Annotated in this window: 10 protein-coding genes; 1 reads left to right on the plus strand and 9 read right to left on the minus strand. The window is 76.6% G+C overall.

All coding sequences use genetic code 11. The annotated features are described in order from the left end of the window. Nucleotides 1-2,913 (plus strand): NHLP bacteriocin export ABC transporter permease/ATPase subunit, encoded by a 2,913-nt coding sequence (locus tag ACZ514_RS03265; RefSeq protein ID WP_469123968.1) that lies wholly within the window; start codon nucleotides 1-3, stop codon nucleotides 2,911-2,913. Nucleotides 2,914-2,940: 27 nt separating this feature from the next. Here the strand turns inward: ACZ514_RS03265 and ACZ514_RS03270 are convergent, their stop codons facing one another. The 9 genes from ACZ514_RS03270 to ACZ514_RS03310 all read right to left on the minus strand — a co-directional run bounded on the left by ACZ514_RS03270 (nucleotide 2,941) and on the right by ACZ514_RS03310 (nucleotide 12,835). Beyond that, the gene (locus ACZ514_RS03270; RefSeq protein WP_468694867.1) at nucleotides 2,941-3,945 is read right to left on the minus strand and encodes a glycosyltransferase family 9 protein; all 1,005 of its coding nucleotides are present in this window, start codon (nucleotides 3,943-3,945) and stop codon (nucleotides 2,941-2,943) included. Continuing rightward, nucleotides 3,945-5,357 (minus strand): PfkB family carbohydrate kinase, encoded by a 1,413-nt coding sequence (locus ACZ514_RS03275; RefSeq protein WP_469123969.1) that lies wholly within the window; start codon nucleotides 5,355-5,357, stop codon nucleotides 3,945-3,947. Before ACZ514_RS03275 ends, ACZ514_RS03270 begins: the two co-directional genes overlap by 1 nt. After that, complete coding sequence (locus ACZ514_RS03280) at nucleotides 5,354-6,007, minus strand: D-sedoheptulose-7-phosphate isomerase (protein ID WP_468162701.1); 654 nt, start codon at nucleotides 6,005-6,007, stop codon at nucleotides 5,354-5,356. Before ACZ514_RS03280 ends, ACZ514_RS03275 begins: the two co-directional genes overlap by 4 nt. A gap of 92 nt (nucleotides 6,008-6,099) precedes the next feature. Next, nucleotides 6,100-7,350 (minus strand): glycosyltransferase, encoded by a 1,251-nt coding sequence (locus ACZ514_RS03285; protein ID WP_468162699.1) that lies wholly within the window; start codon nucleotides 7,348-7,350, stop codon nucleotides 6,100-6,102. Continuing rightward, complete coding sequence (locus tag ACZ514_RS03290) at nucleotides 7,347-8,309, minus strand: glycosyltransferase (protein WP_468162697.1); 963 nt, start codon at nucleotides 8,307-8,309, stop codon at nucleotides 7,347-7,349. Before ACZ514_RS03290 ends, ACZ514_RS03285 begins: the two co-directional genes overlap by 4 nt. Continuing rightward, nucleotides 8,306-9,397, minus strand: coding sequence for a glycosyltransferase family 9 protein (locus tag ACZ514_RS03295; protein WP_469123970.1), 1,092 nt, complete (start codon nucleotides 9,395-9,397; stop codon nucleotides 8,306-8,308). The genes ACZ514_RS03290 and ACZ514_RS03295 overlap by 4 nt, the downstream gene beginning before the upstream one ends. Beyond that, nucleotides 9,394-10,086 (minus strand): D-glycero-alpha-D-manno-heptose-1,7-bisphosphate 7-phosphatase, encoded by a 693-nt coding sequence (locus ACZ514_RS03300; RefSeq protein WP_469123971.1) that lies wholly within the window; start codon nucleotides 10,084-10,086, stop codon nucleotides 9,394-9,396. The genes ACZ514_RS03295 and ACZ514_RS03300 overlap by 4 nt, the downstream gene beginning before the upstream one ends. Further along, the gene (locus tag ACZ514_RS03305; RefSeq protein WP_468163325.1) at nucleotides 10,083-11,174 is read right to left on the minus strand and encodes a glycosyltransferase; all 1,092 of its coding nucleotides are present in this window, start codon (nucleotides 11,172-11,174) and stop codon (nucleotides 10,083-10,085) included. Before ACZ514_RS03305 ends, ACZ514_RS03300 begins: the two co-directional genes overlap by 4 nt. 5 nt (nucleotides 11,175-11,179) lie before the next feature. Further along, on the minus strand, nucleotides 11,180-12,835 hold the full coding sequence (locus ACZ514_RS03310) for a carbamoyltransferase family protein (RefSeq protein ID WP_469123972.1): 1,656 nt from the start codon (nucleotides 12,833-12,835) through the stop codon (nucleotides 11,180-11,182). Nucleotides 12,836-12,872: the final 37 nt, after the last annotated feature.

Consider the following 12,872-nt stretch of genomic DNA (forward strand, 5'->3'; position numbering starts at 1 on the left):
GTGACGACCCACCACCACCCCGCAGCCCCGGCCGCACGGCCGGGCACGGACCCGCGCGGGAACAGCGCAGGGGAGACCGACCCGGTCGTCACGGCGCTGGGCGGCCTGGGCACGCCGGTCGACCGCCCCGGCCTGCGCAGCCTCTCCCTGGAGGGCCCGCTCGTGCTGTGGCTCGTCGTGCACGGCGCGCTGGACCTGTTCGCCGTCGACACCGCACAGGCCGGGCCCTGGCACCACCTGGGCCGGCTGGAGCCGGGCGCGCTGCTGATGGGCCCCGCCGAGGGCACCGGGCACACCCTGGTCGGCCGCACCCCGCACGGCTGCCGGCTGCGCCGCATCGAACTGCGGGAGCTGTACCGCCCTCCGTACGGCGACGAGTGGCACGCGCACGGATACGGATACGGATACGGGGACCCCGGCCACGGGCCCCACGGGAACGCGGACGCGGGCGGCCCGCTCAGCCCCCTGGAGAACGCCTTCGCGCTCGGCGTCGGCCGCGGCCTGCGCGTCCTCTACGAGGCACCGCTCGACGGCGGCGCCACCACCGGGCACGCGGCAGACGACGACGAGGTCCTGTGGATGCGGATCACCCCGGGCAGCGTGCAGTACGGCGCCGCGTACGAGGCGGAACCCGTCGGCACCCTCCTCCTCGACGGGGCGATGTGGCAGGGCATGGTCGACCAGCAGTACCGGCTGCTGCACGCCCTGGACGACTGGATCGAACAGCTCGAGCGGGCCCACGAGGGCCGCACCGCGGCCGGCATCGAAGCCGGCCGGGCGGCCCGCGTCCAGGCGGACCGGGCGCTGCTGTCCTCCATCGGCGGATCCGGCCGGACCACCGGCCGCGGTGCGGGCGACGACGCGACCCTCGGCGTGTGCCGGCTGGTCGCCGCCGAGGCCCGCATCACCCTGTCCGGGCCGGCCGGCACGGCCGCCGACGGCGAACACACGGACCCCGTCGAACGCATCGCGCTGGCCGCCCGGATCCGCACCCGCCCCGTCCGGCTGGGCGGGCGCTGGTGGCGGGAGAACAGCGGCCCCCTGGTGGGGCGGCGCGCGAAGGACGGCACCCCGGTCGCCCTGCTGTGGCGGCGCGGCCGGTACGAGGCGGTCACCGCCTCCGGCCGCCGCGAGCGGATCGGCGCGGCCACCGCCGGCTCCTACGAACCCCGGGCCGTCATGTTCTACCGGCCGCTGCCCGAGGGGAAGCCCGGCCTGCCGGCCCTGCTGCGCTTCAGCGTCCACGGCACCCGCGGCGAACTGCGCGGCCTCCTGCTGGGCGGGCTGGTCGCGGTGCTCCTCGGCGCGCTGGTCCCCGTCGCCACCGGAAAGGTGCTCGGCCAGTACGTCCCCCAGGCCGAGACGGGCCTCATCGTGCAGACGGCCCTCGCGCTCATCGCGGCCGCCGTCGTCTCGGCCGCCTTCATGCTCCTCCAGAACACCGCCCTGCTGCGCATGGAGGGCCGGATCGAGGCCACGCTCCAGCCCGCGGTGTGGGACCGGCTGCTGAGGCTGCCGACCACGTTCTTCGCGGGCCGCTCCACGGGCGAACTGGCCAGTGCCGCCATGGGCATCAGCGCCATCCGCCGCGTCCTGTCCGGCATCGGCCCGGTCTGCGTGCAGGCGGGCACCGTCGGCACCGTCAACCTCGTCCTGCTGTTCGTCTACAGCGTGCCGCTGGCGCTGGCGGCGCTCGCCATGCTGCTCGTCATCGCCGCGGTACTGCTGGGCCTGGGCCTGTGGCAGCTGCGCTACCAGCGCCGCCTCGTCACGCTCGGCAACGAGCTCAACAACCGGGCCTTCCAGACCCTGCGCGGGCTGCCCAAACTGCGCGTCGCCGCCGCCGAGAGCTTCGCCTACGCCGCCTGGGCCCGGGAGTTCGCCCGTACCCGCGAGCTCCAGCAGCGCGCCGGCCGGATCCAGAACCTCATCACCGTGCTGGGCGCGGTCCACCTGCCGCTGTGCACCCTGGTGATGTTCGCGCTGCTCGCCGGCCCGGCCCGCGGCACCATGTCGGCCGGCGAGTTCCTCACCTTCAGCACCGCCGTGACGATGCTGCTGTCCTCGGTCACCCAGCTGACCGGCGCGTTCCTGTCCGCGGCCGCCGTGCTGCCGATGTACGAGCAGGTCAAGCCCCTGCTGCGGGAGACCCCCGAGGTCCGCGCGACCAGTACGGCGCCGGGCGTGCTGAGCGGCGCCGTGGAGGCCCGGCAGCTGTCGTACCGGTACACCGACGACGGCCCCCTCGTCCTCGACGACGTCAGCCTCCGCGTGGAACCCGGCGAGTTCGTCGCCGTCGTCGGCGCGAGCGGCTGCGGCAAATCGACCCTCCTGCGCCTCCTCATCGGCTTCGACAAGCCCTCCGGGGGCAGCGTGCTCTACGACGGCCAGGACCTGGCGGCCCTGGACCGGGCGGCCGTCCGCCGCCAGTGCGGCGTGGTCCTGCAGAACGCCCACCCCTTCAGCGGCTCGGTCCTCGACTGCATCCGCGGCGCCGGGACGTACTCACTCGAGGAGGCCTGGGAGGCCGCCGCCATGGCGGGGCTGGCCGAGGACATCAAGGCCATGCCGATGGGCATGCACACCATGGTCTCCGAGGGCGGCGGCACCTTCTCGGGCGGCCAGCGGCAGCGGCTGATGATCGCCCAGGCCCTCATCCGCAAGCCGCGCGTCCTGTTCCTGGACGAGGCCACCAGCGCCCTGGACAACGAAGCGCAGCGCGTGGTCATCGAATCCACCCGCACCCTGCGCGCCACCCGGGTCGTGATCGCCCACCGGCTGTCCACGATCATGGACGCCGACCGGGTGATCGCCATGGCGGACGGGCGGATCGTCCAGCAGGGACGCCCCGCGGACCTCCTCGCCGACCCGGCCGGCCTCTTCCACGAGCTGGTACGCCGTCAGCTGCGCTGAGGCACGGGTCCCGACGGGACGCGCCCGTCACGGATCCCGTGGGCGGTCCGGCAGCGCCGCGACCGCCGCCAGCACCTCGTCCACCGTGATGCGCAGCAGCCGTACGTCCGGTTCCGCTCCGTGCGGATCGCCCGGGCGGAAGGGGTCCTCGCCCGGGTGGAGCCGCCACAGAACCCGGTGCGGGCCCTGCGCCGGAGGACCCCACAGCCGGGGCGAGACCGGCCCGAACAGCACCACGGACGGGGTGCCCAGAGCCGAGGCGAGATGGGCCAGGCCGGTGTCCCCGGCCACGAGGCAGCGTGCCCGCGCGACGAGCGCGGCGAGTTCGGTGAAGGGGACGTCCCTCTCACCGCCGATCACCGCCTCCGGAGGCAGCCCGGCCTGTCCGGCCACGTCGTGCGCCAGCCGCCCCTCCCCGTGACCCGCCGTCACCAGGACCTCGGCCCCGGCCCGGGCGAGCCTGCGGCCCACCTCGGCGAACCGCCGGGCGGGCCAGCGCCGGGCACCCGCGTCGGCGCCCGGGTGCAGCAGCACGGCGCCCGGCGCGGGGGAGGGCCGCCCGGGCGCGGTGATGCGCAGGTCGTCCGGATCGGCGTCGAGCCCGTACCAGGCCAGCAGACGGCACCAGCGGGACCGCTCGTGCTCCTGGTCGTCCCAGGGCGGTCCGGGCGGTCCGGCGAGTTCCGGATGCCGGAACGCGAGGAGCCGTCCGGGCCCGAGGGCCCGCAGCGGCAGGCGGCTCGGGGGCCCGTTCCCATGCAGGTCCACCGCGACCTCGGGCGGCGGCCCCTGCCACGGCAGCGCCGTCGGGACCTCACGGCCCGGGGCGCTGGTGGGCAGGAGGCGGTCCACCGCGCCCGTGAACCGTGCGGCGGTGCGCAGGCGTGCGGGAGCGGCCAGCACCAGTTCGTGCGCGGGCCAGGCCCGCCGCAGCGCGCGGAGCGCCGGTACGGCGGCGAGCAGATCGCCCAGGCCCAGCGCGCGCAGGACCAGTACGGCCGGCCGGCGGGAGCCGGATGGCTGGCCGCCCATCAGCCGGCCGGAGGGCGGACCGCCGCGGACGCGAGGGCGGCGCGCCGGGCCAGACCGGTGGTGGAACGGCCGTCGAGATACGGCAGGACGACGGCCTGACCGCCCCAGGACGCGAGCACCCCCGCCTCCGGCAGGTCCTCGCAGGAGTAGTCGCCGCCCTTCACCCACACGTCCGGGCGCAGCGACCGCAGCAGGGCCTCCGGGGTGTCCTCCTCGAAGGGGACGACCGCGTCGACGCTGCCCAGCGCGAGCAGGACCCGCAGCCGGTCCTCCAGGGGGGTGAGCGGACGGCCCGGGCCCTTGAGCCGTGTCAGGGACGCGTCCGAGTTCACGCACACGATGAGGCAGTCACCGATGCTCCGGGCGCTGTCCAGCAGCCCCACGTGGCCCGCGTGCAGCAGGTCGAAGCAACCGCCCGTCGCCACGACGGTCCCTCCCCGCGCCCGTACGCCGTCGGCGAGGGCGAAGGCGTCGGTCTCACCGCTGCTGTCGTCGGCGCGGCCGGGGCCCGTGCCCGGGTCCTGCCACAGGGTGTGCGAGGAGACCCCGCCCGCGGTGATGAACGCGGCCGCGCCGGCCGTCCCGCGCGCCACCGCCTCCTCCGGCAGCGCTCCGTCCGCCAGCGCGCAGGCGGTCAGCGCGGCGAAGCAGTCGCCGGCCCCGCAGGGGTCGCCCTTCGCCCGGTACGGGGACGGAACGAGCAGCGGAGCCGCGGCGTGGGCGCGGACCAGCAGCGCGCCGCGGTCGCCCAGGGTGACGACGACCCCGGCCGCCGCCCAGCGCCGCGCCAGCGCGGATCCGCGCCGCGCGTGAGCACCCCACGAGTCCCCCTCGTCGGGGACCAGGGCCGCGGCCTCGGCCGCGTTCGGGGTGACGAGCCGGGTGCCCGGCACGGGCGGGCCCCCGCGCGGGTGCGGGTCCCACACCACCGGCACCCGGCGCACGACGCCGGTCAGCAGCGGACGCATCGCCTCGACGGTGCCGCGCCCGTAGTCCGCGACCAGCACGGCGCGCGCCGCCGCCAGCGCCTCCCGGGCCGCCTCCGGGGGCGGACCCACCGTCCCGCCTCCCCGGTCGACGCGGACGAGGGGCCTGCCGCCGGCCATCACCCGCGCCTTCACCGGCAGCGTTCCGAGCAGGGGCAGTTCCACCAGCCGCACCCGGCCGCCCAGGGCGTCCCGGACCTTCCGGCTGGCCGCGTCGTCACCGAGGGCGGTGATCAGAATGACCTCCCGCCCGGTGCGGGCCGCGAGCAGCGCGGCGAGCCCCGCCCCGCCCGGACGCGAACGGTCGGAGGTGACGTCGACGACCGGTGCGGGGGCGTCCGGGGCGAGACGGCCGGCGACCCCGTCGATGTCGCGGTCGAGGAGGACGTCGCCCACCACGACCACCGGCTGGTGCCGCTCGCTCACGAGGCCCCCTCGGCCGCCGCCACGGAAGGCTTCACGGCGATCTTCAGCGTGCGGGACGGCCTCGGGGCGACGGCCGCGTCGAAGGACTCGCAGAGCAGGTGCACCGCCACCAGGTGCGCCTCCTGCACCGTCGCCGTCGAATCCGCGGCGATGCACAGGGCGTCGTCCGCGGCTTCGGCGAGCGGGTTCGGAGCGGCCCCGGTCAGGGCCCACACGCGCAGGCCGCTCGCACGGGCCGTCATCGCGGCGGACAGCAGGTTCGTGCTGCGGCCCGAGGTGGACAGCAGCACCAGCACGTCACCGTCCCGGCCGTGTGCCGCGACCTGGCGGGCGAAGACCTGCTCGAAGCCGTAGTCGTTGCCGATGGCGGTGACGCTGGACGTCTCGGCGTGGAGGGCGATCGCGGAGTACGCGGGGCGTTCCTGCCGGTACCGGCCGACGAGTTCGGCCGTGAGGTGCTGGGCCTGCGCCGCGCTGCCGCCGTTGCCCGCGGCGAGCAGCCTGCCCCCGGCGCCCAGGACGGCCGCCAGATGGGTGCCCCACTGGGCGATCCGGTCGAGGCCGTCGCGGCGCAGGGCGTCGAGCGCCTCCTGCAGGGACCGGCAGTGCCGGTGCGCTTCCGGGGTTCCGTGGGAAAGGTTCGGATCCATGGCGTTGACCCGGCCGCCGCGGCGGGCCGGCCGGGCCGCACCTCCTTCTGGCTTCGGAACGGGGGAGTCGTGCGGCGGGGGCGGTGGACGTTTCACACCGGCTCCGCGACGCTGAACCGGGCGGTGAGGACGGACCGGTAGACGGCTTCCGTGGCGGCAGCCACGCGGTCCCACCCGTACCGGTCCAGCACCCTGCGGCGGCCGGCCTTCCCGTACGCCAGACGCCTCGCCGGGTCGTCCAGCAGCACGGCCACGGCCGAGGCCAGCGCGGCGACGTCACCGGGCGGGACCAGCAGACCCGTCTCGCCGTCGGCCACGGTGTCCAACTGGCCGCCGACGGCGCTGGCGACCACCGGGCGGCCGCACGCCATCGCCTCGAGCGGCACGATGCCGAACGGCTCGTAGTCGGCCGGGCACAGCACCACGTCGCAGCTGCCGATCAGCCCGGGGACCCGGTCGCCGGACACCGCGCCCAGGAAGCGCACCCGGCCGGCCACGCCGGCGCCCCGGGCGATGCCCCGGAGCCGGCGGACCTCCGGGTCGCGGTCGAGCGCGTCGGCGGGCGGCCCGCCGGCGACGAGCAGCTCGGCGCCCGGCAGGTGGGCGAGCGCGGCGATGGACAGGGCCGCTCCCTTGCGGGGGACCAGCCGGCCCAGGTGCAGCAGCCGGTACCGGTGCCCGGAGCGCTGCTCCGCGCCGGGAGGCGGCGGGCGGAAGCGTTGCGGATCGACCCCGCAGGGCACGACGTCCGCCTTGTCCGCGCCCACCCCCATGAGGGCGAGCTCGGAGACCTCGTCCCGGCAGGTGGCGATGACCCGGTCGCACCGCAGGCCGACCTCCTTCTCGAGGGCGATCCGGGCGGCCGGGCTGGTGTCGGAGCTTCCCTGGTGGCGCTTCTTGACGCTGCCCAGGGCGTGGTAGGTGTGCAGGAGGGGCAGCCGGTGTTCCTGCGCCGCGAGCAGTGACGCCACGCCCGACATCCAGAAGTGGGCGTGCACGAGGTCCGGCGCCCCCGTCCGCCACTCGTTGACGAGGTGGTAGCCGAAATCCCGCATGTGGGGGAGGAGTTCGTCCTTGGGGATCGGCTCCGGGGGGCCGGCCGGTACGTGGTGGACCTCCACGCCCGGGCGCATGCGGGTCCGCTCCGGCAGGTCCCGGCCGTCCCGGCGGGTGTACACGGTGACGTGGTGGCCGCGGTCCGCCAGTGCGCCGGCGAGGGCGGCGACGTGCACGTTCTGGCCGCCCGCGTCCACGCCTCCGAGGGCCGCCAGGGGGCTGGCGTGCTCGGAGACCAGGGCGATCGACAGCGGGCGGGCTCCCCGGGAGCGGCTGGACACCCTCATGACCGCACCTCCGAGAACAGGCGCTCCCAGTCGTCCAGGAAGCGTTTGAGCCCGTACCGCTCGAGCGCCGCCTGCCGGGCCCGGGCGCCGTCCTCGGCGGCCGCCTCCGGCTCGTTGACGTAGTGGCGGGCCGCCCGGGCCAGTTCCTCGGGCCGGGTCGAGAGGACGCCCGCCCCGGCGGGCACGGCTTCCACCGCCTCGGTGGTGGCGAGGGTCACGACGGGCATGCCCAGGTGCATGGCCTCCAGGAGCGACAGACCCAGCGAGGTCCACCGCACCGGGTGCAGGTAGAGGCGGCGTTCCGCCATCGCGGCGTGCAGGTCGCGCTGCGGCAGGTCCTGGGCGCGGCAGCGGTCGGGGGGCAGGCCCAGGTGCGCGGCCAGCCCCTCCGTGCGCATGCCGAAGACGTCGAGCGGCGCCGCTTCGGCCAGACCCGGCAGCAGGTCGGTACCGGTGAACCGGCCGCGGCGGACGGGGTCGTTGACGACCACCGCCGCCCGGGGGAGCCGCCCGGTGTACAGGTGGCCGGGGTCGACGACGCCGTGCTCGATCACCACGGCGCGCGTACCGCCGTTGTCCCAGAACAGGCGGTTGAAGTGCGTGACGTGGACCAGCGTCAGGTCGGGGCGGTCCGCGAACGGGTGGCGGGTGTCCGGCACCGCCCCGGCGGGCGCGTTGTGCTCCAGGTAGACCGCGGGCACGTCGCGGCCGGGCCGCCGGCCCAGCCAGCGCTCGGCGAGTTCCCACTCGTGGGGCCGTTGCAGGACGACGAGGTCGACCGGCGTCCGCCGCAGTTCGTCCACGGGGACCTCGCGCACCGACTCCGGCCACTCGAAGGTCCGGGCCCGGCCGAGGCCGTCCGGGCCGCGGTCCGCCGTGACGGGGACCAGGTAGGAGTGGGGGCCCTGGACGAACGCCGTGGTCCAGGAACCGTGCACGTGCCACAGCAGGATGTTCATACGTTCGCTCCTCGCTCGGTCTCCCGGGGTTCCGCAGGGTGCGCCCGTGCGCCCCCGGCCCGCCCGGCCGCCGGGTCCGGGGTGATCAGCGACTCCAGGGCCGCGAGCACGTCGGCGTCGGTCACCGAGTCGAGGCAGGGGTGGCCCGCGACCGGGCAGTCACGGGCCCGGCTGCCGGCGCAGGCGGCGTGCTGGTCGCCGAGCAGGACGTGCGGCACGCGGTACGGGCGCCAGCGCTCGGCGGGCACCACCGGCGCGAACAGGCACGCGACCGGGGTGCCCACCGCGGCCGCGAGGTGGGCGGGGCCGGTGTTCCCGGTGACCACCGCGCGGGCCCCGGCCAGGACGCCCGCCAGCTCGTGCAGGTCCGTCGTCACCCCGCCCAGGTCGAGCGCGTGGCGGCCGGCGACCCGGGACGTCAGCTCCTTCTCGGCGGCGCTGCCCGTGATCACCACCCGGTGCCCGGCGGCGTGCAGGGCCGCACAGGCCCGGGCCGCCCGGTCGGGGCTCCACGAACGGGCCGCGACGGCGGCTCCCGGATGCAGCACCACGTACGGCTCCGGACCGGTCAGCCGGGTCGTGTCCGGCGGCGCGCCGACCCGGAGCGCCCCGTCGTCACCGGCCGGCAGGGCGAAGCCGAAGTCCCGCACCAGGTCGAGGGCGGCCTCGGTCTCGTGCCGTCCGGGCAGCCGGTGGTGGCGCAGGGTGAGCAGGGACCCGGGGTAGTCCTCGCAGTCGGCCGCGACGGACGGCACTCCCGCCATGGCGAGCAGCAGGGCGGCGGGCAGGGGGCTCTGGTGGTAGGAGACCAGGATGACGGCGCGGTCGAAGTGCTCCGCCGCCAGCGCGTCCACCAGCATGTCGCACTCTTCGCGGGAGGTCCGGGCGGGCCGCAGCCCGACCCAGGCGGCGTCGTGCACCAGGATCCGGTCCACGCCCGGCAGCAGCCGGGCGGCCGCGATCCCGGACGAGCCGCACAGCAGCGCGGTGTACGAGGAACCGGCGGCCACGGCCCGTACGGCCGGACCGCTGAGCAGGACGTCGCCGGCGCTGTCGAGCCGCACCACCAGGGTGCGCGGGGCGCTCACCGCGACCGCCCCGGGGACCGGCCGTGGGCGGCGGAGGGCCCGACGGGCAGGGGACCGAGTGCCATGCGGACCGCGGCCATCAGGTCGGCCGCGCACGCGTCGGCCCCCGCGACCTCCTCGGGACGGGTGGCGGGGGTGGGGACGAGCACGGCGCGGGCGCCGGCCGAACGGGCCGCCTCCAGGTCGGAGCCGATGTCGCCGATCACCACGGTGCGCCCGGGCGAGGCGCCCAGCCGCTCGCAGGCGGCGGTGACCAGGCCCGGAGCGGGCTTGCGGCAGCCGCAGCCGGTGTCGGGCCCGTGCGGGCAGACCGCCCACAGCGCGAACGGGCCGAACAGCGCGTCGACGCGGCGCCGGACCGCCTGCACCTGGTGCCGGGTCAGCAGCCCGCGGGCCACGCCCGACTGGTTGCTGACCACGCCCAGCGGCACGCCCAGCCGCCGCAGCGCCGACACGGCGGCACGGGCCGACGGCATGGGGGTCACCCGCGCGGGGTCGCCGTTGTAGGGCACGTCCACGACGAGCGTCCCGTCCCGGTCGAAGAGGACCGCGTCGGGCAGCGGCCGCTCCGCGCCCGCGACCCGCCGGCGCGCGGCGGCGGTACCCGGGGCCCCGCCGGACGGCGCCGGGGCGGGACCGTCCCACAGCCAGGGGCCGCCGGCGGCGTCCCGCGTGCCGCCGCCGGTCACGAGCCCACCTGCGCGCGCGGCGCCTCACCGGACCCGGGGCCCACCGCGACCGGAACCGCGGTGGCCGCCGGTCCGCGCGCGGGCGCCCCGCGCGGGACGGCCCGGTGCGCGACGTGGCCGCGCAGCCAGTGCCAGGCCGCGGCGGGCGGGATGAGCAGGCTCGTCACGGCCATGGTGAGGACCTCGGACCGGGTACGGGGACCCGGGGCGATCCTCGCGGCCGCGAATTCCGCGGTCCCGGCCAGCCAGGCCGCGCCGCAGACGGCGGCGGCGCGGTGCCTGCCGGACAGCGCGCAGCCGACGGTGAGGCCGGCCGCCGTGCTCACCGCGAGGTGGCGCGGGAGCCGGCCCCGCGGGGCCCCGGCGCGGTGCCACCAGTCGCGCCCGTGCAGCCGGGTCATCAGCACGTCGTCGGCGTTGCCCTCCTGGAGGCGTACGGAGATCCACCGGTCGGCGGGCCGTACCGGGTGGGTGGTCCGCCGGGTGCCCGACGCCAGCGTCCAGCCGCCGTCCAGCAGGCGCAGGGCCAGGTCGGCGTCCTCCCGGAAGGCGCGCCGGAAGCGTTCGTCGAAGCCGCCGGCCGCCTCGAGGGCGGTACGCCGGAAGGCCATGTCGGCGGTGATCCAGCGTGCGGTCGCCAGCCCCGCCGTATTGCGTTCCCAGTCCGTGGGGCGCCGGCGTACGGGCAGCGGTACGGCGATGCGGGCGGTGACCGCGGCGGTGTCGCGGGACGCCGATGCCAGGTCACGGGCCAGCTCGCGGCCCCATGCCGGCCCGGGTACGACGTCGTCGTCCAGGAAGACGATCCAGGGCGCGGGGCCGGCCTCCCGCATCCCGGCGTTGCGGGCCGCGGCCGGCCCGCGCCCCGCCCCCGGCACCACGACCGTGACCTCGCGCAGCCCTTCGGGCACCTCCACGGGCGGCACGGTTCCGTCGGGGGCCGGCCGGTCGTGCACGATCACCACCCGGTCGGGGCGCGGCCCGGACGCCGTCGCCGCGGCCAGGGCCTCCAGGCAGACGCCGAGGCTCGGCCGTCCCACCGTGGGCACCACCACCGCGTAGGGCGGGACCGACGCGTACCCCGTCACCGCGCTCACGCGCCCTCACCCGCCGCGAAGAGGCCGCCGCGCCGGACGGCGTACGGTCCGATGGCGAGCAGGTCGACCGGTGAGGAACCGAAGCACTCCAGGGCGTCCCGGGGATCGTCCACCATCGGCCGCCCGGCCGTGTTGAGGCTGGTGTTGACGACCACGGGCAGTCCGGTGCGCCGCTCGAACTCCGTCAGCATCCGGGCCACCAGCGGTTCGCGCGCCGCGCTGACCGTCTGGATGCGCGCCGTGCCGTCGACGTGGACGACCGCCGGGATCCGCTCGCGCCACTCGGGGGCGACGTCGTGGACGAACAGCATGTACGGGCTAGGCAGCGGTCCGTCGAAGATCTCGGCGGCGCGGTCCTCCAGGACCATGGGCGCCACCGGACGGAACTGCTCGCGGCCCTTGACGTCGTTCAGTCGTTCGAGGTTCCCGGCGTGGCCGGGGTGGGCCAGCAGGGAGCGGTGCCCCAGGGCCCGCGGCCCGAATTCCGAACGGCCCTGGAACCAGGCCACGATGGCGTTGTCCGCCAGCGCCTCGGCCACCGTCGCCGCGATGTCGGCCGGCCGCTCGAAGGGCACGCCCGCCGTCTTCAGCCATCCGCCGAGTTCCGCGTCGGACCAGTCGCGGCCCAGGTCGGCGCCCGCCATGGGTTCCACGGCGTCGCCCTCCGTGGCGGCCACCAGCAGGGCCGCCCCCAGGGCCGTACCGGCGTCGCCGGCGGCGGGCTGGACCCAGACCCGGGAGAAGGGGCCCTCCCGGGCGATCCGGGCGTTGGCGACGCAGTTCAGCGCGACGCCGCCCGCCAGGGTGAGCACCTGGTCGTGCGTGCGGCCGTGCAGCCACCGCGTCAGGTCGAGCAGGGTCTCCTCCAGGACGGCCTGGGCGCTGGCCGCCGTATCGGCGTGCTCCTGCGTCCACGGTTCGTCCGGGTGGCGCGGCGGGCACAGCTCGTGCCAGGGCACGCCCGAGGCGTGGAACCCGCCGTCGCCGGTGGGGAAGACGTAGCGGCGCAGCTCGGGCAGCATCCGGGGCCGGCCGTGCGACGCCAGGGCCATCACCTTGAACTCGTCGCTGGACCGCAGGAAGCCGAGGTGGTCGGTCAGTTCCTCGTACACCAGCCCCAGGGAGTGCGGCAGTTCCTGCGCGTGCAGCGGTTCCAGCCGGCTGCCCCTGCGGGTCGCCGCCAGGTGGGAGCCGCGTTCCCCGCGTCCGTCCAGGACCAGGACGGAGCTGCGCTCGGCCCCGTCGGCGGCGAAGGCGCCGGAGGCGGCGTGGGACATGTGGTGCGGTACGAAGCGGACGATGCCCGGGTCGAGGCCGGGAAGGGCCGTCGCCAGGAATCCGGGCGCCTCGCGCGCGTACGTCTGACGCAGGTGGTCCCAGGGGTCGTGCAGCCCCATGTCCGAAGCCGGCAGGGCCAGTCCCGGATCGTAGGCGTAGGCGACCACGTCGAGGTCCTGCGGACGCAGCCCGGCGTACCGCAGGCACCAGGACGCTGCCCGTTCGGGCAGCTCCCAGGCGGAGAAGGGCACGGGCCGCTTGCCGTGCTTACGACGGGAGAAACGTTCCTCCTCTGCGGCGGCCACCGTCGTTCCGTCGATGACGAGGGCGGCGGAGGGGTCGTGGAAGAGCGCGTTGATGCCGAGCACACGCATGGCGGTACGAGCCTTTCGGCCGGCGGGATCGGGGCAC

The sequence above is a fragment of the Streptomyces sp. NPDC034086 genome (genome assembly GCF_055575515.1).